This window comes from Clostridioides sp. LIBA-6822 (genome assembly GCF_056688955.1).
The window spans coordinates 2,444,754-2,467,358 of the sequence record NZ_CP196995.1 but is presented as its reverse complement, the minus strand read 5'-3'; the positions used below and the strand labels follow the sequence as shown (position 1 = coordinate 2,467,358).

Sequence of the window (22,605 nt, the reverse complement as noted above, 5' to 3'; positions counted from 1 at the left end):
GATAAATATGACAAGGTGGTAATATATGAAATATACATTTGAAAGTTTTAAGTTAGATGAAAAGATACTTAAGTCCTTAAAAAATTTAGGATACAATATACCTTCTAGAGTACAAATAGAGGTTATTCCAAAATTATTAGATGGTCAAAACATAGCAGTGAAATCAAAAACAGGAAGTGGAAAAACAGCAAGCTTTGCGATACCTGTATGTGAAAATATAGATGTAGAACACAATAATATTCAAGCACTTATAGTTGTCCCAACAAGAGAACTAGCATTACAAGTAAAAGATGAGATATCAGGGATAGGAAGATTAAAGAAGGTGAGATGTAGTGCTATATTTGGTAAACAACCTATAAAAGAACAAATAGCAGAATTAAAGCAAAGGGTTCATATTGTTGTAGCTACTCCAGGTAGAATAATTGACCATATAAATAAAGGTACTATTAAGTTGGAAAACATAAAGTATTTAGTAATAGATGAAGCTGATAAGATGTTTAATAAAGGTTTTGTTGAACAAATGGAAAAAATATTATCGAATTTGCCTAAAGAAAAAACGATAGGGCTTTTTTCAGCTACAATGAATGAAGAGATAAGATATATATGTGAAAAATATATGCTAAACTATAATATTATAAATATAGATGAAAATGAAGATAAAAACAATGAGAAAATAAAACAAATAGATGATAAAATAGTAAAATCGAATGAAAGAGATAAGTATGTAATTTTAAAAGAGTTAATATACAGTGAGAATCCAAAGAGTGTAATAATTTTTTGTAATACTAGAGAAAAAGTATCTAGATTATATAATAAAATGAGTAAAGATGGTTTTTTGGTAAGGCAGTTACATGCTGATTTATCACAAGAAAAAAGAATCTTTGTGATTAAGGATTTTAAAGATTTAAAGTTCAATGTATTAGTTAGCAGTGATGTAGCATCTAGAGGAATACATATTGATGATATTTCCTTAGTTGTAAACTATGATGTACCTTATGATAAAGAAAACTACATACATAGAATAGGTAGAACTGGAAGAAAAGGAAGTAGTGGAAAAGCCATTACTATAGTAGATATACAAGATGAAAAATATCTGGATGGAATACAAGAATATATAGGATATAAAATAGATGAAATACCTACAATAGAAAAAAATAGAATTATGTTAGGTAAAAGATTGTTTGATGAATATTCAAAAGACCTTTTAAAAGAAGCATTAAAAAGAAAGAAAGTCAGTAAAAGTTATCAAAAAGGAAAAGATACAAAACTAAATTCAGAAGATGAAGTGGTAAGATTGTATTTAAATGCTGGGAAAAAAAAGAAAATAAGAGTTTTAGATATAGTTGGGGCGTTTAGCAACCTAAAAGGAGTTACTAATGATGATATAGGTGTAATAGAAGTTCAAGATTTGTGTTCATATGTAGATATATTGAATTATAAAGGAGATTTAATATCAAAAAAATATAAAGAAATACCTATAAAGAAAAAGATGGTTAAAGTAAAGAGAGATATGAGATAGTTGAAGTTAAGAATGTGAATTAAGTTTAATAAAATAAAATAATTTTATAATTTTAAAAAATTATTAAGTTACAAAACTTTAAAAAGTAAGCTATAATGGTCTTAAATGTTTATAACAATAGTCACTATGAATATAAGTTATAAACATGTATTTATAAAGATATTGAAGGAGGGAATGTATGGCATATTTTACTTATAATGACAAGAAATGCTACTATAACGAGATAGGAGAGGGTACACCATTACTTTTTTTACATGGTAATACTGCTTCTTCTAAAATGTTTAATGAAGTAGTTGATTTTTACAAAGATGAATATAAGGTAATATTAATAGATTTTGTAGGTCATGGTCAATCTGAAATGGTAGATAAATTCTCTGTAGATTTATGGTTCGATGAGGCCATGCAAGTTATATGCTTTTTAGAAAAAATGAACTATAAAAAGGTGAATATAATTGGCAGTAGTGGAGGGGCTCTTGTAGCATTAAATGTTGCTCTTGAAAGAACTGACTTAGTTAATAAAGTAATAGCAGACAGTTTTGAGGGAGAAGTTCCTTTAGAATCATTTGTAAAAAACGTGAAAACAGAGCGTGAAGAATCAAAAAAAGATGATGGTGCAAAAGCTTTTTATATTTATAATCAAGGAGACAACTGGGAAAAAGTTATAGATAATGATACAGAAGCTATTTTTGAACACTATAAAACTATAGGTAAATTTTTTCATAAACCTCTAGAAACTATGCAACCAGATGTACTTTTAACAGGAAGTAAAGAAGATGAATTTGTATCTTTAGTATCTCATGATTTTTTTGAAAATACTTTTTCAGCAATTCTTAAAAAAATTAAAAATGGTAAAATGCACTTGTTTGATAAAGGTGGTCATCCAGCTATCTTATCAAATGGCTTAAGTTTTGCAAATGTAGCAAAGAAATTTTTAAAAGAATAATTTAATAATACGATTATTTAAAGTTTTAGGATTTACATAAAATGTAGCTTAACTATATAAATTTTAGAATAAATTTATATAGTTAAGCTTTAAGATTAAATACTTTAATTAAATAAATCTATTATCTCATCATCAGACAAACTTTTCAAGACACCTTCATTGGATAATTCTCCATTTATAAATTGGTTTATAAGTTCTTTTTTACTTTCCTGTAATTTTATTATTTTTTCTTCTATAGTTCCTTTAGCAATTAATTTTATAACTTGTACTGAATTTTTTTGCCCAAATCTATGAGCTCTATCACTAGCTTGATTTTCCACCGATGGATTCCACCATGGGTCAAAGTGAATTACCATATCAGCAGATGTAAGGTTTAAACCAGTTCCACCTGCTTTTAAAGATATTAAAAAAACTTTTTTATCCGTACTTGTATTAAATGTATCTACGAGTTCAAGTCTTTCTTTAGCATTAGTCTTGCCATCTATATAATGGTATTCAATTTTGTACTTATCAAGTTCTTTACTTATGTTTTTAAGTACAGATGTAAATTGTGAAAACAGTAATATCTTGTGGTTTTCATTTATACTATCTCTAAGTATTTCTAAACATGTTTCAATTTTTGAACTTTTTTTACTGTAATCTTTTACTACTATACTTGGGTCTAAACAAAGCTGTCTTAGTTTTGTTAAATAGGAAAATATAACTATTTTATCTTTTTTTAGATTTTTATCTTTTATTTTATCTTGTATATCTTTTGCATATACACTATATACCTTTTTCTGTTCTTTATTTAGCTCTACAAAAAAGTTTTTCTCAATTTTATCTGGAAGCTCTTTCATAACTTGTTTTTTGCTTCTTCTAAGAATAAAAGGTTTTATCAGTTTTTTTAAATTTTTAACATTATCTTCTTTATTTATGAATAGCTCTTGAAATTTTGTTTTACTATATAAATAACCAGGCATTATAAAATCAAATATAGACCACAATTCTAGCAAATTATTTTCCATAGGTGTGCCAGTAAGTGCAAATTTATTTTCTGCATTTATACTTTTTACAGATTCAGTTACTAAAGCTACTGGATTTTTGATATTTTGAGCCTCATCTATTATACAATAATCAAACTTTATTTCACTATATTTTTCTAAATCATTTCTAAGAGTTCCATATGTTGTAAGTATTACGTCGAAATTTTGTAACTCCATAAAACATTTCTCTCTATCTATCTTACTTCCATGTATCAATAAAACTTTTATATCTGGAGCAAACTTTTCAAATTCATTTTTCCAATTATAAATAAGTGATGTGGGTGTAACAATAAGACTTTTTTTGTTGGATAATGATAATAAAAATGCAATAGTCTGTATTGTCTTACCAAGGCCCATTTCATCAGCTAGTATACCACCGAATTTATAATAATCTAAAACTTTAAACCAATTAAAACCATTTATTTGGTAGTCACGAAGGTCTGCTTTTAAATTGTTTGGAATATCTAAATTTATACTATCAAAATTTCTAAATTTTTCACAAATGCTGTCTAATTCTTTTTTGCCCTCTATAAATTTTAAATTTTTACCTTTTATCATGTCATTTATATATAGAGCTTTATTATTATGAATTTTGTTGTTTTTTGATTTATCTATTATATCTAGATTTTCAACTAATTCAAAAAAGTCTTTTGTTTCTCTCTCTGATAAATCTATAAAATTTCCATCTTTAAGCTTATAAAAAGTACGTTTCTCTTGAAAAGCTTTCAGAATAGACTTGTACTCTTTTGGATTTATATCAGATATATTAAAATTAAATTCTAAATAATTTTGATTAGTTTGATTAATTGAAGCTTGAATTGATGAAGAATTATATATCTTTTTCAATTTAAACTTCTCAGAATAATATATATCTCCAAATTCTTTTAAAGATTCTAATTGTGAATCTAAAAATGTAAATAGGTCATAATCACTTCCTTTAAATACATAACTGTTATTTTCTTTTACAAATTGCGAAGAAGTTATTTTATTTTCAATTTTAGCTTCTTTTTGTGTGTTGGGAAGTATAAACTTTTTCTCTTCATTGTCATATATATACTTTATATCACAACAGATGTTTCCATCAATCATATCAAAGTAAAATTCAGCTTTAAAATCTTTTGTTATATTATTTGTTATATTATCATCTAAATAGACTTCTTGAGATATAGCTCTTAATTTAGGTACTAACAATCCTAAAACATCTTTAGAATCTTCTTTATCAAACTTTAATTCTTTAGATTTTGATAATACTTGATAGATTTTTGAATAATCATGAGCTTTTTTATGTGATAACAAGTATAGATTACCATCATATAAAAGTACATCATTTTTTTTAGTAAGTGGAACAGGTAGTGAATCTTGAGAAGATAAGACTATTTTATCTTCTATATTTTTAAAATTAAACTTTACTGGCAAAGCATCCTTTAATATTCTTGGATGGTATTCTTTTTTAGAAAAAATAAGGGTAAAATCTTTGTATTCAATAGCATTTAAAAACTGTTTTAAAGAACTTGCATTTATCTCCATAAACTTTTTTGAATATGATGAAGAAAAATTGTATGAAAGATTTGTACCATATTCTTCTATAATATCTACTAATTTCTCGTCTTCATCAGCAAAATAATGAATGTTAGGATTGTAAATAAATTTTTTCCCAAAATCTAATTCATATCCATTAAGTTTTGAATATGCAAATTCAGTAATATTTTTTAGAATATACATCTTATCAATTCCAATTTTAAATTCAGCAATTGCTTTATTTGAATCAACATTTATTAATACATCTAAATTAACTCTTTCTTTTTTAGTATTATCTAAAAAAGAAAGCAATTGCTTACTTAAGTCTAAGTTAGTTTTAGAATTAGTATTAGAAATTTTATCCTTATTATCACCTAATATGTCTATTAAAATAGGAGGAACATCTTTTTTATTTTTTATTTGTTTTAAGCTTTTTATAACAATAGCAACTATATGTTTACATATAAAAAGTCTTTGATTTGTACCTTTTGATTGACAATCAGCACAGCTACAGTCATTTTCAATTATCTTAAAGTGTCTTATATCTATAGTTATTGAACTAAAGTAAAAGCTATAATTATCTTCAGAATTTACTCCACCACGAAATGTCAACAGATTATTTTGTAGGTCATCAATATCTATGTCTATATAATCAACCAACTGATTAGTGTAGTATTTTACACCTCTTGACCACCTTGATGGTTCTGTATTTCTTTTTATTAATTTATATATCATATCTATTTTCATTTTATTCACCTTACCTCACTGTATATATTATAATCTAAATGCATTTAATTTACACTCTAAATCTGTAGCTTAAATTAAAGTATATATAAATAGCTTTTATCTATCATAAGATACATGTAAATAATAATTTACTATTAGATTTTTATCATATTATCTTATAAACTATGAATTAAAAATAATTATCTAAATAAATATTAAAAATATAAAGCTTTATTATTAAAATATTCTTGATATTATAATATATAGGATTTAAAGTATGATATTTGAATAAAAAGAATGTATAATAAGTTTAATAATTATATTTATTATTGGGAAAGGAGAGTGTCGATATGAATAATTGTAACTTGCTTAAAGCTAAAATACCATGTGAAGAAACTGGTATAGAAATAAAGAGAACTTTGTGTGATATTTGTTCTCCAGGAGTACATTGTGGAATTGATGCATATGTTAAAGATGGTAAAATAATAAAAATAGAAGGTACAAAAGAACATCCAATGAATAAGGGATTGTTATGTACGAAAGGTCTTTGTAATAGGGAGTATATCTATAGAGAAGATAGAATAAAGACACCACTAAAGAGAATTGGTAAAAGAGGTGAAGGTAAGTTTAAGCCAATATCATGGGAAGAGGCTTATAGTGAAATAGGAGAGAGGTTAAATAAAATAAAGAGTGATTATGGAGCAAAACATGTGGCATTTTTTACAGGTTATGGAAAATGGTATAGACCGTTTTTACAAAGGTTTGCATCTTCATTTGGTTCTCCTAACTACGGTACAGAATCTAGCTCATGCTCAACATCTGCACAGATGGCTGGAAATGTTGCTACTGGGAGAAACTTTACAATGCAAGATATGGAAAATACAAAGACTTACTTAGGGTGGGGATTTAATCCATACTACTCTAAATTTTTAAATAGTGTAAATCTAACAAAATTAAAAGAAAAAGGTGTAAAATTTATAATTGTAGACCCTAGAATAACACCAACAACTCAAAAAGTAGCAGACCTTCATTTGAGAGTTAAACCTGGGACTGATGGAGCTTTAGCTCTTGGGATGGCAAATCTATTTATACAAAGAGATTTAATAGATAAAGAATACATAGAAAAACATGTACATGGATTTAATGAATATAAAGAATATGTAAAGTCATTTGATTTAGATACTGTAAGTAAGATTACAGGAGTTTCTAAGTATGACATAGCAAAGGCAGTAGATATGTTGTCGCAAGGTCCGTTTTGCATAAATGAAAGCGCAGCTCCAATAGTGCATCATCAAAATGGATTTCAAAACTATAGAGCAATGATGTCTTTATCTGCTATAACAGGTAATTATGATAGAGTAGGTGGTAATATACCAAAACAAGATTATTTTGCTGGTAAGTTAGGTGGATTTCAGGCACTAGAAAAAGAGTTTGTGAAAGAAGTTCTACCTAAAAATATAAATGAAAGAATTGGTGGAGAAAGGTTTCCTCTATGGAATGAGATGGTGACTCAGTTTCAAGCGATGGATTTAACAAGACAAATAGAAGAAAAAACACCATATGAAATAAAAGCTTTATTTTGTCATGGCATAAATGCTAGAATGTTTCCTAATTCGGGTAGACTTTTTAAAGCATTAGATACTGTAGATTTTTTTGTAAATATAGATTTATTTATGACAGACGCATCAAAATATGCAGATATACTTTTACCTGCATGTACATCTTTTGAAAGAGAAGAATGTAAGAGTTATCCAGGTGGATATATTACATATACTAAAAAAGTCATTGATACATTATATGATTCAAAATCAGACGTAGAAATACTTTCAGATTTAGCAAATGTTATGGAGATAGATGATGATTTATTAAAGGCAGGTTATGAAGTAAGTATAAGACATATGTTCAAAGATACATGTGTGGATGTGGACAAACTTAAAGAAAGTGATTTACCATTAAAATGTAAAGATTTTAAACCATACATAGTGGGTTCATATACAAGAGATGGATATGATACGAGTACATCTAAGTTTGAATTGAAATCTGTAATTATTGAAAAATACAAAGATTTTGGACTAGATGCACTACCAACATATACAGGATTTAATGATGATATAGATAATGATTATACTCATCTATTGACATCTGGAGCAAGAATTCCAAATGCACTACATTCAAGACTTCATGATGTCAAACTTTCAAGACTATTAAAAAATGAAGCTAGTTGCGATATTTCTAGTTTAGATGCAAAAGAATTGGATGTTATCAGTGGAGATTATATAAAAATAACTACTAAAATAGGAAGTTTAAATGTAAAAGTTAATGTTACAGACAGAGTCTTATACAGAAATATACATATGTATCATGGATACAGAGAAGCTGATGTAAATAGCATTATTTGTGATAATTTTGACCCTTATAGTGGATTCCCTGCATATAGAAGTTGTAAGTGTAAGATTGAAAAGATAAATAGATAGATGGAGGGATATAATGAAAAGTTTATTTAAATTTAATAAAGAATTATGTACAGCATGTGGAGCATGTTTACTTGCTTGTGTAGACCAAAATGATAATGATATAGATAATGGCGAACTTTTTAGACGTGTATTTACAATGGAAGATGGTGAAAATATAGAATATTTTTCGTTAGCATGTATTCATTGTGATGAGCCAAAATGTTTGGATATATGTCCTAAAGACTGTTTTAAAAAAGAAGATGGGTTTATTTTATTGGATAATCAAAACTGTATAGGATGTAAACTTTGTGAAAAAGCTTGTGAATATGGAGCTTTGAATTATGGCAAGGATGGCAAGGCAAATAAGTGTAATGGGTGTGTTGAAAGACATGAATGTGGTATGGATTTACCTTGTGTAATGGTATGTCCTACAGGAGCATTAAAATTTAATAAATAAATCAAATATAAATAGCGACTTGCACTTAGATGTAAGATGTTTTTTATGAAAGGCTACATTGAGTTTGTATTATAACAAACTTAATGTAGTTTTTTTTATGGATATAGTTGGATACTATAATATGGTTATTGGAGATAGTTTTTTGCTATTGGACAAAGAATGGAAAACATATTAAACTTATGTTGTTCAAAGTCGAAGTATAATATAATAAATAGAAAATTGTATTATATTTGTAGTATATAAATAAGGGGTATTGAAATGGAAAACACAAATACATTAATTTTAAAAAATATTACTCATTATTATCAATCTAAAAATGGAGAACGTATACATGCTATTAATGATATAGACCTTTCTGTAAAAAAAGGAGAGTTTTTAGCTATTGTTGGTTCTAGTGGATGTGGAAAAAGTACACTTTTAAACATAATGTGTGGTATGTTAAAACCTACAAAAGGAGAAGTCTTAATTGATGGAAAACCATTGCATTTTGGGAGACATAAAATAGGATACATATCACAGATGGATACTTTACTTCCTTGGAGAAAGATAGTTGATAATATTGCTCTTGGTCTTGAGATAAGGGGAGAAGACAAAAAACATAGAATAAAATTGGCAAAAGAGCTTATGCAAACTAGTGGTTTAGCTGGTTTTGAGGAAAAATATCCATATGAGCTTTCTGGAGGGATGAGAAAAAGAGCGATTATAATGCGTGCTTTAGCACAAGACCCAGATGTTATTTTTATGGATGAACCATTTGGTCCATTAGATGTATTTACAAGAGAATTGCTACAGGATGAAATTCTAAATATTTGGCAAAAAAGAAAAAATACTATTGTGTATATTACTCATGATATATCAGAAGCAATAACATTGGCAGATAGAATTATACTTATGAGTTATAGACCTTCATCTATTAAATCAGAATATATTGTAGATTTACCTAGACCACGTAATAATATAGAAAGTAAATCAAGCCCTCAATTTATAGAATTAGAAAAGCAAATTTGGGATGATATAAAGTCTGAAGTAATAAAAGGAAGAAAAGAGGAGATGGGTGAGTATGGAGATTAAAAAAATACTAAAAAAATGTTATTGTTTAATTTTTATAGTGATATTTTTAATGGTCTGGGAATATCTATCTGACAATAATCTCATTAATACTTTTTTCTTTAGTTCACCATTAAACATCATAAAAGATTTAATAGCTATGTTTAATACAGGTGAAATATGGCCTCATATTTATATAACATTAAAAGCTTCATTATTTGGTTTGTTTTATGGTGTAGTATTTGGCGTAATAATAGCATTTTTATTTGGAAATATACCACTTTTAGCAGATATATTCGACCCAATATTAGTAGGATTATATGGATTACCAAAACTATCACTTGGGCCTTTATTTATAATTTGGTTTGGAATAGGGTTACAAGCCAAAATTTTTATGGCTGCAATAATGGTGTTCTTTTTGGTGTTTTTTAATGCGTATGCAGGTTTTAAAAATGTAGATATAAATTTAATAAATACATTAAAAATTATGGGTGCATCCAAGTTGCAAATTATACAAAAAGTAATATTACCTTCCTGTGTTCCTTGGATTATGGCTAGTTTACGTTCAGGAGCAGGAGCTTCGGTTTTAGGTGCAATAGTTGGAGAATATTTAGGTTCTAATCAGGGTTTAGGATGGATGGTGCAAGCAGCTGGAGGAGTTTACAATATTACAAGAGTACTATCTTGTATATTTTTAATGATGTTTATAATGTCAATGCTTGATTATATATTAAAACATGTGGAAAAAAGAATTTTAAGATGGAGAGAGAGTATTGACTAAAAAATAATGTGAGGAGAGAAAATATGAAAAAGTTTATTTCAATTTTATTATGTGGTGTTATGTTATTAGGCATGGTTGCTTGTAGCTCTGGAAAAGAAGAAGACAAGAGTTCAAACAATGCTAAAAAAGAAACAAAACAATTAGAAAAGGTTAAAGTATCTGAACCAGTTAGAGGTGAGCTTTGGGGACCAGCATACTTAGCAAAAGCACTAGGATTTTTTGAAGAAGAAGGTTTAGATGTGGAATTTGTTACAGTTCAAAGTGATATGCCAACAGCACCAGTATTATCTGGTGATGCTCAATTTGGTCTATATGGGCCAGAAATGATTTTAGGTTTTAATGAAAAAAATCAAGGTACTAAGTTATTACTTTCAACTACACAAAAATATCCATATTCATTTGTGGTAGCACCAAAATATAGTAGCGTAAAAGATATGAAAGGTAAAACTATAAATGGGGCTGATAGTGGTTCATCTCCTAGAGCATTTGTACGTTCTGTGTTAAAAGAAAATGGTCTTAATCCAGATACTGATGCTACATATGTAAATCTTCCAAACTCAGCATTAGTTGCAGCTTTGGAAAAAGAAGATGTTGCAGGTAGTTATGTATCTCCGTCTGCTCGTAAAATTGTACTTGATGCAGGTAATAAGTTAGTTGAAGATATATATAATCCAGAAGTTCATAAAAAATTAATTGGTTCTGAAAATTACGAAATGTATATAACATTTACTACAGACAAATACATAAAAGAAAATCCAGAAACAGTACAAAAATATGTAAATGCTATATATAAAGCTATATTATGGACAAATGAAAATTCTGCAGAAAAAATAATAGAAACATTGAAACCATTATTCCCAGGAAATGAAATGCTTGAAGATTCTGTAAAAGAAATAAAAGATAATAATATATATTCTAAAGATGGAAGTTTCACTGATGATGGGTATGCAGCTATAAATAGAATGTCTATGGCTTCAGGTGTTATTAAACAAGAAATACCTCGTGAAAAGGCTATAGATGATACTTTCTTAAAAGATGCTCAAAAAAATGTTAAGTTAGATAAATAGATACAGAGAAAGAAATTGCCTTAAAAGTTGAAATTTTTAAGGTGATTTTTTCTATGTTACTATAATAACTTATCAAACAATATATTAAATTAGGAGATGATGATGATGGAATTGACTTCTGCTGAAAGAATGAAGGCATTAATGAATAAAGAAAAGTTAGACCGTATACCAGTTAATCCAAACGTTACTTTATATGCTGCTAACATTTCAAATTATTCTTCAAAAGAATATTATATGGAACCTGAAAAAGCTTTTAAAGCTCAAATGTGTTCAATAAATTTACATAAGTACGATGCTACTCCAGGTTATGCTATTCCAGAATGGCAAACTTGGGATTTTGGTGGTGAATTAATGTTTTCAGAAACTCCAAGAATAAGATTGCCAAAAGTAATAAGAAGACCTATAGAGGATATAAAAGATGTTAAAAATCTAAAAATGCCTGATGTAGACACTGCACCATCAGCAATTAGGTCTTTGAAATTTGCTAAAATATGTGTGGAAAATGGATTTGGATTTTCCGTTCCATCAGGTTCTCCATTTGGTGGAGTACAAAGTATTTTAGGAACAGAACTATTATTAAAATCCTTAAGAAAAGACCCTGAAGTAATACATCATCTTCTTAGAATGGTGACTGATTACATGCTGGCAATAACAAAGAAAAGCATAGATACATTTGGTGTAGAAAAAATATCAACATTTTCAGCATATCCTATGGAATCTCATGGAATTATTTCTTCAAAAGATTTTGAAAGATTCTCTATTCCATATATAAAAGAGATTCAAGATATATATCAAGCATGGGGTATTAAGAAATGGATAGTACATCTTTGTGGAGACCATAAGGAAAATTTAAAATACTGGACAAACGAATTAAAATTACCAAGCAGAACTGTATTTACATTAGGTTATGAGATGGATATGAGGGAGACAGCAGAAATTTTGGGTGATGAATACATTATTGGTGGAAATGTAAGGAATTCTATTATACATTCAGGCAAACCTGAAGATGTATATGAAGAGAGTAGAAAAGCAATTGAACAAATGAAATATTCTCCAGGAGGATTTATATTGATGCCAGATTGTGCATTAACTCCTCTTGCTCCAGCATGTAATGTACAAGCTATGGTAAGAGCAGTAGAAGATTTTGGAAGATATGATTAAGATATTTATATTGATATTATGGAATAGACTCTTTGAATATATGTTAGTTAGTAAATAGATTTTTCATATTAGACAAAAAATAATAAAAATATTAAATTTAAGATAAGATAAATTATTTTGACATAAAAGTATTTTAAAACTGACTTTATAGTTACTATTATTGTTCAGTTTTAAACATTGGAAAAATGAAAATTAAATTGGTTAAGGGGGAAATATATATGAGTAAAGAAAAAGAGGAATTGTTAAAAAAATTAGCTTATAACGTAGTTGAGATGGAAGAAGAACAAGTAGTAGAGATAGCAAAAGAGTATTTAAAACAAGATTTTGACGCATTTGAAGGAATAGATAAGGGGCTTTCTGTTGGAATGCAAAGAGCTGGTGAGTTGTATGAAGAAGAAGAATATTATGTTCCAGAACTACTTTTATGTTCAGATGCAATGAATGCAGGTATTGATGTTTTAAAACCTCACATTAAAAAAGAAGATTCAAAAAAAACTGGAAAAATAGTAATGGGTGTTGTGCAAGGTGATACTCATGATATTGGAAAAAATATAGTAAAAATAATGTTAGAAACAGCTGGATTTGAAGTTTACGATTTAGGAAGAGATATACCTATGAGTGAATTTGTTGAAAAAGCTAAGGAAGTAAATGCTGATATCATAGCAATGTCTACTCTTATGACTACAACTATGGATAATATGGAAGTTTTAATAGAAGATTTAAAAGGTCAGGGGATAAGAGATAGTTTCAAAATAATGATAGGTGGTGGTCCTATATCTGAAAGCTATGCTAAAAAGATAGGTGCAGATGGATATTCACCATCAGCAGCAAAAGCTGTTGAATTAGCAAAAAAATTAGTATCCTAAGCGTTATTTATATTATATAAAAAGGATGGTAAATTAATTTGTATACTTGCAAAGAGAGATTATTGAAGGTTTTAAATAGAGAGTCTGTTGATAGACCTCCTTGTATTTGCCCTGGTGGTATGATGAACATGGTTGTAGAAGATATGATGGATATGAAAGGAATAAGTTGGCCTGATGCACATTTTGATGCTATTAAAATGGCAGAACTCACTTATGGTATCTATGAAAATGATGGTTTTGAAAATTGTGGCGTACCATTTTGTATGACTATAGAAGCTGAGGCAATGGGAGCTAAAGTTGATTTTGGAACTAAAATTACAGAGCCTAGAGTAAACTTTTATCCTATGGACACAATATCTGATTACGTAAAATTAAAAGAACTTGATGTAAATATTGGACGAGCAAAAGTTGTTATAGATGCAATTAAGTATTTAAAAACTAAAGATAGTGATGTACCTATCATTGCTAATGTAGTTGGTCCAATAAGCGTTGCAACATCTTTAATTGAACCTACTATATTTTATAGAGAATTAAGAAAAGATAGAGAAAATGTTCATAAGTTTTTAGAGTTTGTTACAGAAAATATAATTAAATTTGCAAAGGCACAAATTGAAGCTGGTGCAGATTTAATAGCTATTGCTGACCCAAGTGCTACAGGAGAAATACTTGGACCTAAAAAATTTGAAGAATTTGTGGTTCCATATATAAATAGAATTTTAGATTCATTAAATGAAGATGACAATAATATTCCAAGCATAGTACATATTTGTGGAAGATTAAAAACTATATATCCTCAATTGAATAGTATTCATAGTTTAGGTATAAGTTTTGATTCAATAACTGATGAAAAACAGGTTGTATTAAATGTTCCTAATAAAGCAATTATTGGTAATGTAAGCACATATGCCCTTGAATATGGAACTGAGGATAAGGTTGGAGAAATAGGAAGAAGATGTATAAAGAATGGTATAAATATTTTATCTCCAGCATGTGGAATAGGAGCTAGGACTCCAATTAAAAATATACAATCAATGGTTCTGAGTGCACGAGAAAGTGAATGCTAAGCATATGGTAGGTGTCAAAATGTACATATTAACTGTAAATGATGGATATGGAGAACAAAAAAGATTAAAGTTTGATTCTGGAAAAAATTTGTTAGAAATTTTAAAAGAAAATGGAATAATGATTGAAAACCCTTGTGCAGGTAAAGGGTATTGTGGAAAATGTAAAGTTAAAATCTTAAGTAATATTAAAGATAAGAATTTAGAGGAACAAAGAAGGTTTTTAAGTGAGGAAGAAGTTTTAGATAATATTAGGTTAGCATGTTTATATCAAGTAGATGGAGATATTGATATAGAATTGTTGCATGATGAAAAAAAGGTAGAAGTATTAGATGAAGGTTATATGCCTAAGTTTGATTTAAATCCTGCTGTAAGAAAAGAATGTAAGATATTTTCAGAAAAGTCTCTTTTACAAAGTGACGCAGTAGAAAAATTATTATTAGAAGATAAAGAAAGTTTACCCTTAAATGTAATAAAAAGGTTTTCTAACTTAAAAGAAGGAGAGACCTATACAATAACTAGATATGATGGAAAGATTATATCCATAGAAAATGGAGATACAAGAAGTTTGATATATGGATTTGCAGTTGATATTGGTACAACTACTATGGTGGTATCATTAATAGATTTAAATACTGGCAAAGAAATTAAAAGTGCTTCTTCTATAAATCCTCAAAAAAGCTATGGGTTGGATGTATTATCAAGAATTAATTTTGCATCAAAAGAGAAAAATGGAGCAGAAATTCTAAGTAAAGTGGTTGTTGAATGTTTAAATAATCTATTTAATTATTTGTGTGAGGATAATAAAATAGCAAAGGAAAACATTTATGATATATCAATTGCTGCAAATACTACAATGTTACATTTACTCTTAGGAATAAATCCTAAAAGTTTAGGAGTAAATCCATATAGACCGATGTTTAAAGATAGTAAGACTTTTTTAGCTTCAGATATAGGTCTAGAAGTATCAAATTATACAAGGCTTTACTGCTTACCAAGTGTGTCTGCATTTATAGGTGCTGATATTACTGCAGGTGCTATTGTCACAAATTTAAAAAAAGTAAATCAGAAGATACTTTTCATAGACATAGGAACTAATGGAGAAATGATTTTATCTGATTGTGGAAAGTTAATCGCATGTTCATGTGCTGCCGGACCAGCATTAGAAGGAATGAATATAACTTGTGGAGTACGAGCAGGTGAGGGAGCTATTGAGGGGATAAGTATTAAAGATGAGGGAATACAAATAGATATTATAGGACAGGGAAATCCAAATGGTATTTGTGGAAGTGGTATTTTAGATTCTATATCTGAAATATACAAAGCGGGTCTGATTAATAAGAGCGGAAGAGTAAAGAAAAAAGATGATTTTAATGAGGATAAATTTCTTAAAAATCTTTTGGTAGAGGATGGCAAAAAGAGAAGTATAGTATTATCTAAAAAACATAACATATATATTACTCAAAATGATATTAGACAAGTTCAGCTAGCAAAAGGAGCTATTTTATCTGGTATTTTATCTATGTTACATAATTTAAAATTAAATCCTAGAGATATTGACAAAGTAATAATAGCAGGTCAATTTGGAGCACATTTAAAGGTTGAAAGTATTGTTGGTGTAGGAATGGTTCCTATAGAATTTAAAGATAAAATTAGTTATATTGGAAATTCTTCTAAAAGTGGTGCAATTTTATGCCTTTTAGATATATCAAAAAGAGCTGAAGTAAATGATGTTTTGAAAACATGTGATTACTTAGAATTGTCATTACTAGAAGATTATGAACGTTTATTTGCAAGTTGTTTAAGCTTTGATATAAGTAAGTTGAGTAAATAAGTAAGTGGAGGTGAGTTAAAATTAAAGAAAAATACAATTTTAAATGTACATATGATACTACAGGAATGGAAGAGTTAAAATTTCTAAAGGAAAATAATCTAAAAATACCAGACGTTTATCTAAAATGTGATGAAATGGTAAAGGCTACAAAACTTTTAAAAGAAAGTACAAAAAATAGAGTTTGTTATCTTCCATTATGTGACACTATGTGTGCACAAAGTTTAGGGGCAAATATTTTAATTGATGAATTGAGTACACCAAGAGTAAAAAGCTATAAATACAATGATATTGAAGAATTATTAAATCTTAAAAAAGTTCATTTAGATGAAGTAGAAGCTAATGAAGTATTAAAGGCAATAAAAAAATTATCATCTGAAAACGAAGATGTTATTTTAAGTATTGAAGGTCCAATTACTATTTTGAGTAGCTTAATAGACTTAACGACTATAGTAAAAGCTTTAAAAAATAGAAAAAATGATTTATACAAAATTCTAGAATATGTAAAAGATTTTATTGTAGAGTATGCTGTTAAAGGAGTAGAATCTGGAGCTAAAATTATATCTTATGCTGACCCAACTGGAAATATGGATATTTTAGGTAAGAGAACTTTTTGTAACTTAAGTAGTGATATAACTATAGAGATATTTAAAGAACTACAACAGAAAATAAATGGTAAAGCAAGTATACATATATGTGGAAGAACAACAACTTCACTTTTGAATTTAGGGCTTATGGAAATTGAAGAACTTAACTTTAATAATAATATGACTTATGCAGATGTTTTATTGAAAGAAGATTTATGTAAAGGAAGAATATTTGGGCAAAATTGTATTAAAAATACTAATAAAAGTGTATTCAATGAAAAGATATATACAGTCAGCATATTATAAGCATTTTAACTTTGAAGTAATATAAATTTTAATTATTGGGGCGTGTTGAGATGAAAATATTAAAAGATGAATTAACACCTAAAGAAAGGGCGATTTTATATAAGTCAGGAAAAGAAGTTGATAGATTACCATGTTCATTTTCTTTATCTGAAACAGCACCTGTTATGTATGGATTAAATATAAGTGATTATTATTATTCCTCAGAAATGATGATTGAAATGGAACGAAACTTGGCAAGAGATTTTAATGTAGATTCTATGGGCGTAGGTTTAGGTCTTAGAGGCATAGGAGAAGCCCTTGGTTCTAAGTTAAAATATCCTAAGGATTCAGTCTCTTTTATAGTTGAGCCTATACTCAAAGATTATTCAATGCTTGATTCTTTAGATATAATAGACCCTTATAAAGATGGGAGAATGCCAGCTATTATAGAAGCATTAAAAGTCTTAACAGATGAATTTTCAAATGAAAGATTTATAGGTTCAAGTTTAGCAGGTCCAATAAGTAATGTTGTAGCTATAAGAGGAGCTGAGAATATACTAAAAGATACTGTTAAAAATAAAGAAAATTTACATAAACTTTTAAAATATACAGTAAAATGCATGTTAAGATACACAGAAGTAATTTATAAAGAATGTGGGTCAAGTGTCAGTCTAGCTGAACCAGTAGCTTCGTCTAATCTGATAAGCTTAGTGCAGTTTAAGGAATTTGTAAAACCGTATTTAGAAGAATTCGTACTAGGAGTTAAAGAAATTACAGGTTCAGCACCATCTATACATATATGTGGAAAGACTAAAGACAGATGGCAAGATTTAGTTGATGTAGGTCTTTCTGCGTTTAGTGTTGATAATTGCGAGGATTTAGAAGAGGTTAAAAAAGCAATTGGAAACAGTATGGGTATCTCTGGAAATGTACCACCAGTAGAAATTATGAGAAATGGAAGTATTAATGATGTAATGGAATCAGTAAAGGAATGTATCTTAAAGGCAAGTGACAATCCATGTGGATTTACGTTATCTCCTGGTTGCCAAATTCCAGTAGGAACTCCTATTGAGAACATACATGCATTTATGAATGCTGCTAGAATGTACAGTAAAAATGCTGTAAAAGGCAAATTATGTACTTTTTAAAAATTAATAAAAATATCATTGGAGGAAGTCATGAAAATTAAAAAATTAATCAGTTTATCACTAATAGCTATACTATCATTATCATTAGTAGCATGTTCTGGAAATGATAATGAAAAAAAAGAAAGTGAGTCTGCTAAAAAAGAAGTAAAAACTGTTAAAGTAGGTACATCTGACCCTATTATAAAAGAAATGTTAGATGCAGTACAAAAAGATTATTTAAATGATGGTTATAAAATGGAAGTTACTCTTTTTGATGGAGATATAATAAGTCCAAATAGTGGAGTTGCTGAAGGAACTTTAGATGCCAATTTCTATCAACATAGTGCGTTTTTAGAGCAATTTAATAAAGATAAAGGTACAAATTTGTCAGCAGTAGGAGAGCCTATTTATTATTCAAAAATGGGTGTATACTCAGATAAATTAAAAAGCTTAAATGATGTTAAAGATAATATGAAAGTTGCTATACCATCAGATGCAACTAATAAATCAAGAGCATTAGTTTTATTAGCAGATGAAGGTTTAATTAAATTAAAAGATGGTGTCAAAACTTATAGTCCTTTAGAGGTAGTTGAAAATAAACACAATCTAGAATTTATAGAAATGGATACTGTAAAAATTCCAAGTGCACTTCCAGATGTAGATTTAGGAGTGGTTAGAGCAATACAAATAATGAAATCTGACAAAGACCCAGAAAGTGCTTTAGCTTTTGATGAGCATGGGGCAGAATATGGTATAGTTTTAGCTACTAAAAGTGAAAATAAAGACCAAGAATGGGCTAAAGCTTTAGCTAAAGAGTTAAAAGGAGAAAAAGTAAAAGCTATAATAGAAAAAAATTATGGTACTACATCAGTTCTCATAGAAGATAAATAATATAATTTTTAGATTTAACTATTTAAAAGAATTAAGCTGTTTTATGTGTGTATAAAAAACAGCTTAATTCTATGTGAAAAATTTGAGGTGATTATTTGATAAATATATCTAAATTGTATAAGTCTTTTGGAAGTTTAGATGTGTTAAAAGATATATCTCTTTCTATAGAGCAAGGCGAAATATTTGGTTTGATAGGGAAAAGTGGTGCTGGGAAATCCACACTTTTAAGGTGTATAAATCTATTAGAAGATTATGAAAAGGGTGAGATTTTAGTAGATGGGTGTGAAATAAAAAACAATTCACATCGTAAAATCAGAGAATACAGAAAGAATATAGGAATGATATTTCAACATTTTTCTCTATTAGAAAGACAAAATGTATATAATAATATATCTATTCCAATGAAGTGTTGGGGATATAAAAAAGATGAAATAGAAAAAAAAGTAATGGAACTTGTAAAAATAGTAGGTATAGAAGATAAGATATATCAAAAGCCTAAAGAATTGAGTGGAGGACAACGTCAGAGAGTTGCTATAGCTAGAGCTTTATCACTGGAGCCTAAAATTTTACTTAGTGACGAAGCTACATCTGCACTTGACCCAGAAACTACAAAATCTATACTATCACTTTTGAGAGAAATAAATGAAAGACTAAACATAACTATAGTATTAGTCACTCATCAAATGGATGTTATTCGAGAAATATGTAACAGAGTAGCTATATTAGAATATGGAAAGATAGCTGCATTGGGAGATGTCCAAAAGCTATTCTTGAATCAACCAGACTGCTTAAAGAGACTTTTAGGAGAGCAATCGGAGATTATGCCAGAAGAAGGTGTAAATATAAGAATATTATTTAAACAGGATAAAGCTAAAAATACATTGATTCCAGAAATGGCAAAACAAATTCCAGTTAATTTTTCAATTGTGTCTTCTAAGCTAGAAAAATTCAGAGATGATATTATAGGTACCACTGTTATAAACATGGATGCTAAAGATAAAAAAATAATTAGTGAGTATTTAAATAGTAGATGCATAATTTGGGAGGCTTTAGATAATGGATAATCCAAGTCTTGTAATAAATAAAATAATAATTCCTGCAGTATTTGATACTATTTATATGGTTACATGGGCTACTGTTATATCTTCTATAATCGGTTTTATATTAGCTATTATATTAGTAGAAACTTCAAATGAAGGACTTAGACCTAATAAATACATATATAAGATTTTAGATTTGATGATAAATATAATTAGGTCATTTCCATTTATCATATTGGCGGTGTCTATAACTCCAATTACAAGATTTGTAGTAGGTACTTCTATTGGAAAACAAGCAGCTATGTTACCTCTTATAATAGTTGCATCTCCATTTATAGCTAGATTAATTGAAAGTAATCTTAGAGAAGTTGATAAAGGTATGATTGAAGCAGCTAAATCTTTTGGTGCTTCAAATTTACAAATATTGTTTAGTATTATGTTTAGAGAAGCTATACCATCTATATGTTCAAGTATAACTCTTGCAACCGTATCAATACTTGGTAGTTCTGCTATGGCAGGAGCATTAGGGGCAGGAGGTTTGGGGTCAGTTGCTCTGATATATGGTTATCAAACATTTAACGATACTATAATGTATGGAACTGTAATTATAATAATTATAATGGTTCAAGTGATTCAAACTGTTGGAAATGTATTATATACAAAATTGAAATAAAATTAGATTTAAAAGGAGAGAACAAACTATGAAAAAGCTTAAGTTAATTATTATGCTTGTTTTAGCATCATCACTTTTAATTACAGGATGTTCATCAGGAAATAATAAAAATAAAGAAGAACAAAAAACTATAAGAGTTGCCACATCAGGAACGTATTTCCCTTTTGCTTTTAAAGAGAAGGATAAACTTAAAGGATTTGAAGTAGATTTCTGGGACGAATTTTCTAAACGAACTAATTGTAAAGTTGAATGGGTATTAACTGATTTTAGTGGATTATTTGGATTATTAGAAGCTGATAAAGTAGATGTAGTATCTGCTCAACTTACTGCGACACCTGAAAGAAAGGAAAAATATGGCTTTTCAGATGCTTATAATTATAGTGGAACAAATATTATTGTTAGAAAAGATGATAATAGTATAAAATCAATAGATGATTTAGTTGGTAAAAAGGTAGGCGTGGGTACTGGAGCAGTGGCAAATGAAATACTAAAAGAAAAGTATCCAAATGGCGAAATAAAAATAGTAAATTATTCAAGTGCAACTCTTAAAGGGAACTATCAAGACCTAGAAATGGGAAGATTAGATGCAGTGGTTGCACAGGATGTTGAGGCTTTAATAGCCATAAAAGAACAAAAATTAAATCTTAAAATGGTAGAACCTCCAATTCAATTTGGTGCTTGTTCTTTTGCACTTCAAAAAAATGAAAAAGGTGAAGAATGGACAAAAGAAATAAATAAAGTAATTGCAGATATGCACAAAGATGGAACTTTGACTAAAATATCTGAAACTTGGCTAGGAAAGGATATCACTAAGGAGCCTACTAATGAGTAATTTTAACTTTGAATTTTGTCTAAGTATATTTCCATTTTTAATTAAAGCCTTGGGAATAACAATACTAATATCTATTGTTGCGTTTTTCATATCAATATTATTAGGTGTGATACTTGCATTTTTTACACAGACAAAGTCAAAAATTTTGAAATATATAACTAAGGTGTATATCTCATTCTTTAGAGGAACGCCACTTTTAATTCAAATATTTTTCTTTTACTTCGGATTTCCAATGGTATTTTCTTTTATGAAAGATTGCTCACCTTATTTAGCAATAGTGATTTGTTTAGGGGTAAACTCATCTGCATATATGGCAGAAATTATACGAGCATCTATTGAGAGTGTTGATAAAGGACAACAAGAAGCCTGCTATGCTTTTGGATTAAGTAAATATCAGTCAATGGTTAAAATAATCTTACCTCAAGCAGCTACATCTGCAGTACCTCCTATTGTAAGTTGTACACTAGATATAATTAAGGGTTCTTCTTTAGGTTTAACTATAGGAATACAGGATTTGATGGGAGTAGCTCAAGTAGAAGCTGCTTCGAGTTTTAAGTTTTTTGAGATATATATGATAACGATACTAATTTATTGGGCGGTATCTATAGTATTAAGTAATATACAAAGTAAGGTTGAAAAAAGGATAGGAAAAGCATATTAGATTTTAGTGTTTAAAGATAGGTTATACAGATATGTTCCCTCTTGTAAATAAATT

At 28.4% G+C, this 22,605-nt stretch carries 19 protein-coding genes; 18 read left to right on the top strand and 1 reads right to left on the bottom strand.

What is annotated here, in order from left to right; genetic code table 11:
• The first annotated feature begins 25 nt into the window (after nt 1-25).
• Both ACTG48_RS11860 and ACTG48_RS11855 read left to right on the top strand, forming a co-directional pair.
• Nucleotides 26-1,519: a DEAD/DEAH box helicase gene (locus ACTG48_RS11860; RefSeq protein ID WP_479916938.1), complete on the top strand. Its 1,494-nt coding sequence runs from the start codon at nt 26-28 to the stop codon at nt 1,517-1,519.
• A 178-nt stretch (nt 1,520-1,697) separates the two neighbouring features.
• The gene (locus tag ACTG48_RS11855; protein WP_479916937.1) at nt 1,698-2,462 is read left to right on the top strand and encodes an alpha/beta fold hydrolase; all 765 of its coding nucleotides are present in this window, start codon (nt 1,698-1,700) and stop codon (nt 2,460-2,462) included.
• Nucleotides 2,463-2,566: 104 nt separating this feature from the next.
• Here the strand turns inward: ACTG48_RS11855 and ACTG48_RS11850 are convergent, their stop codons facing one another.
• Entirely contained in the window at nt 2,567-5,752 is a 3,186-nt protein-coding gene (locus ACTG48_RS11850; protein WP_479916936.1) for a DEAD/DEAH box helicase, read from the bottom strand.
• A gap of 329 nt (nt 5,753-6,081) precedes the next feature.
• On the opposite strand from ACTG48_RS11850, the gene ACTG48_RS11845 reads away from it, so the two are divergent.
• From ACTG48_RS11845 to ACTG48_RS11770, 16 genes are all read left to right on the top strand, one after another.
• On the top strand, nt 6,082-8,205 hold the full coding sequence (locus ACTG48_RS11845) for a molybdopterin-containing oxidoreductase family protein (protein WP_479916935.1): 2,124 nt from the start codon (nt 6,082-6,084) through the stop codon (nt 8,203-8,205).
• A gap of 13 nt (nt 8,206-8,218) precedes the next feature.
• Nucleotides 8,219-8,641, top strand: coding sequence for a 4Fe-4S dicluster domain-containing protein (locus ACTG48_RS11840; protein WP_479916934.1), 423 nt, complete (start codon nt 8,219-8,221; stop codon nt 8,639-8,641).
• Between the two features lie 258 nt (nt 8,642-8,899).
• Nucleotides 8,900-9,712: an ABC transporter ATP-binding protein gene (locus ACTG48_RS11835; RefSeq protein WP_479916933.1), complete on the top strand. Its 813-nt coding sequence runs from the start codon at nt 8,900-8,902 to the stop codon at nt 9,710-9,712.
• Nucleotides 9,702-10,469: an ABC transporter permease gene (locus ACTG48_RS11830; RefSeq protein ID WP_479916932.1), complete on the top strand. Its 768-nt coding sequence runs from the start codon at nt 9,702-9,704 to the stop codon at nt 10,467-10,469. The genes ACTG48_RS11835 and ACTG48_RS11830 overlap by 11 nt, the downstream gene beginning before the upstream one ends.
• A 23-nt stretch (nt 10,470-10,492) precedes the next feature.
• The gene (locus ACTG48_RS11825; protein WP_021385032.1) at nt 10,493-11,536 is read left to right on the top strand and encodes an ABC transporter substrate-binding protein; all 1,044 of its coding nucleotides are present in this window, start codon (nt 10,493-10,495) and stop codon (nt 11,534-11,536) included.
• Nucleotides 11,537-11,638: 102 nt separating this feature from the next.
• Nucleotides 11,639-12,697: a uroporphyrinogen decarboxylase family protein gene (locus ACTG48_RS11820; protein ID WP_021385010.1), complete on the top strand. Its 1,059-nt coding sequence runs from the start codon at nt 11,639-11,641 to the stop codon at nt 12,695-12,697.
• Nucleotides 12,698-12,915: 218 nt separating this feature from the next.
• A complete protein-coding gene (locus tag ACTG48_RS11815; protein WP_021385005.1) occupies nt 12,916-13,563 on the top strand; it encodes a corrinoid protein in 648 nt (215 codons plus the stop codon).
• Between the two features lie 38 nt (nt 13,564-13,601).
• Nucleotides 13,602-14,627 carry a methylcobamide:CoM methyltransferase MtbA gene (locus ACTG48_RS11810; protein ID WP_479916931.1) on the top strand — a complete coding sequence of 342 codons (1,026 nt, stop codon included), beginning with the start codon at nt 13,602-13,604 and terminating at the stop codon, nt 14,625-14,627.
• Nucleotides 14,628-14,646: 19 nt separating this feature from the next.
• Entirely contained in the window at nt 14,647-16,458 is a 1,812-nt protein-coding gene (locus tag ACTG48_RS11805; RefSeq protein WP_479916930.1) for an ASKHA domain-containing protein, read from the top strand.
• A gap of 65 nt (nt 16,459-16,523) precedes the next feature.
• Nucleotides 16,524-17,348, top strand: coding sequence for a uroporphyrinogen decarboxylase family protein (locus ACTG48_RS11800; protein WP_021385016.1), 825 nt, complete (start codon nt 16,524-16,526; stop codon nt 17,346-17,348).
• A gap of 50 nt (nt 17,349-17,398) precedes the next feature.
• On the top strand, nt 17,399-18,475 hold the full coding sequence (locus ACTG48_RS11795) for a uroporphyrinogen decarboxylase family protein (RefSeq protein ID WP_021385006.1): 1,077 nt from the start codon (nt 17,399-17,401) through the stop codon (nt 18,473-18,475).
• A gap of 30 nt (nt 18,476-18,505) precedes the next feature.
• Nucleotides 18,506-19,345 (top strand): MetQ/NlpA family ABC transporter substrate-binding protein, encoded by an 840-nt coding sequence (locus ACTG48_RS11790; protein ID WP_021385023.1) that lies wholly within the window; start codon nt 18,506-18,508, stop codon nt 19,343-19,345.
• A 95-nt stretch (nt 19,346-19,440) separates the two neighbouring features.
• A complete protein-coding gene (locus ACTG48_RS11785) occupies nt 19,441-20,409 on the top strand; it encodes a methionine ABC transporter ATP-binding protein (protein WP_021385017.1) in 969 nt (322 codons plus the stop codon).
• Nucleotides 20,402-21,058, top strand: coding sequence for a methionine ABC transporter permease (locus ACTG48_RS11780; protein WP_021385024.1), 657 nt, complete (start codon nt 20,402-20,404; stop codon nt 21,056-21,058). The genes ACTG48_RS11785 and ACTG48_RS11780 overlap by 8 nt, the downstream gene beginning before the upstream one ends.
• A 28-nt stretch (nt 21,059-21,086) precedes the next feature.
• Nucleotides 21,087-21,890, top strand: coding sequence for a transporter substrate-binding domain-containing protein (locus ACTG48_RS11775; protein ID WP_021385007.1), 804 nt, complete (start codon nt 21,087-21,089; stop codon nt 21,888-21,890).
• Nucleotides 21,883-22,551 (top strand): amino acid ABC transporter permease, encoded by a 669-nt coding sequence (locus tag ACTG48_RS11770; protein ID WP_021385036.1) that lies wholly within the window; start codon nt 21,883-21,885, stop codon nt 22,549-22,551. The genes ACTG48_RS11775 and ACTG48_RS11770 overlap by 8 nt, the downstream gene beginning before the upstream one ends.
• Nucleotides 22,552-22,605: the final 54 nt, after the last annotated feature.

Bases quoted from the DNA above. Each gene is read 5' to 3' on its own strand.
- ACTG48_RS11860 (WP_479916938.1), top strand. From the start codon at position 26: ATGAAATATACATTTGAAAGTTTTAAGTTAGATGAAAAGATACTTAAG.
- ACTG48_RS11855 (WP_479916937.1), top strand. From the start codon at position 1,698: ATGGCATATTTTACTTATAATGACAAGAAATGCTACTATAACGAGATA.
- ACTG48_RS11850 (WP_479916936.1), bottom strand. From the start codon at position 5,752: ATGAAAATAGATATGATATATAAATTAATAAAAAGAAATACAGAACCA.
- ACTG48_RS11845 (WP_479916935.1), top strand. From the start codon at position 6,082: ATGAATAATTGTAACTTGCTTAAAGCTAAAATACCATGTGAAGAAACT.
- ACTG48_RS11840 (WP_479916934.1), top strand. From the start codon at position 8,219: ATGAAAAGTTTATTTAAATTTAATAAAGAATTATGTACAGCATGTGGA.
- ACTG48_RS11835 (WP_479916933.1), top strand. From the start codon at position 8,900: ATGGAAAACACAAATACATTAATTTTAAAAAATATTACTCATTATTAT.
- ACTG48_RS11830 (WP_479916932.1), top strand. From the start codon at position 9,702: ATGGAGATTAAAAAAATACTAAAAAAATGTTATTGTTTAATTTTTATA.
- ACTG48_RS11825 (WP_021385032.1), top strand. From the start codon at position 10,493: ATGAAAAAGTTTATTTCAATTTTATTATGTGGTGTTATGTTATTAGGC.
- ACTG48_RS11820 (WP_021385010.1), top strand. From the start codon at position 11,639: ATGATGGAATTGACTTCTGCTGAAAGAATGAAGGCATTAATGAATAAA.
- ACTG48_RS11815 (WP_021385005.1), top strand. From the start codon at position 12,916: ATGAGTAAAGAAAAAGAGGAATTGTTAAAAAAATTAGCTTATAACGTA.
- ACTG48_RS11805 (WP_479916930.1), top strand. From the start codon at position 14,647: ATGTACATATTAACTGTAAATGATGGATATGGAGAACAAAAAAGATTA.
- ACTG48_RS11800 (WP_021385016.1), top strand. From the start codon at position 16,524: ATGGAAGAGTTAAAATTTCTAAAGGAAAATAATCTAAAAATACCAGAC.
- ACTG48_RS11795 (WP_021385006.1), top strand. From the start codon at position 17,399: ATGAAAATATTAAAAGATGAATTAACACCTAAAGAAAGGGCGATTTTA.
- ACTG48_RS11790 (WP_021385023.1), top strand. From the start codon at position 18,506: ATGAAAATTAAAAAATTAATCAGTTTATCACTAATAGCTATACTATCA.
- ACTG48_RS11780 (WP_021385024.1), top strand. From the start codon at position 20,402: ATGGATAATCCAAGTCTTGTAATAAATAAAATAATAATTCCTGCAGTA.
- ACTG48_RS11775 (WP_021385007.1), top strand. From the start codon at position 21,087: ATGAAAAAGCTTAAGTTAATTATTATGCTTGTTTTAGCATCATCACTT.
- ACTG48_RS11770 (WP_021385036.1), top strand. From the start codon at position 21,883: ATGAGTAATTTTAACTTTGAATTTTGTCTAAGTATATTTCCATTTTTA.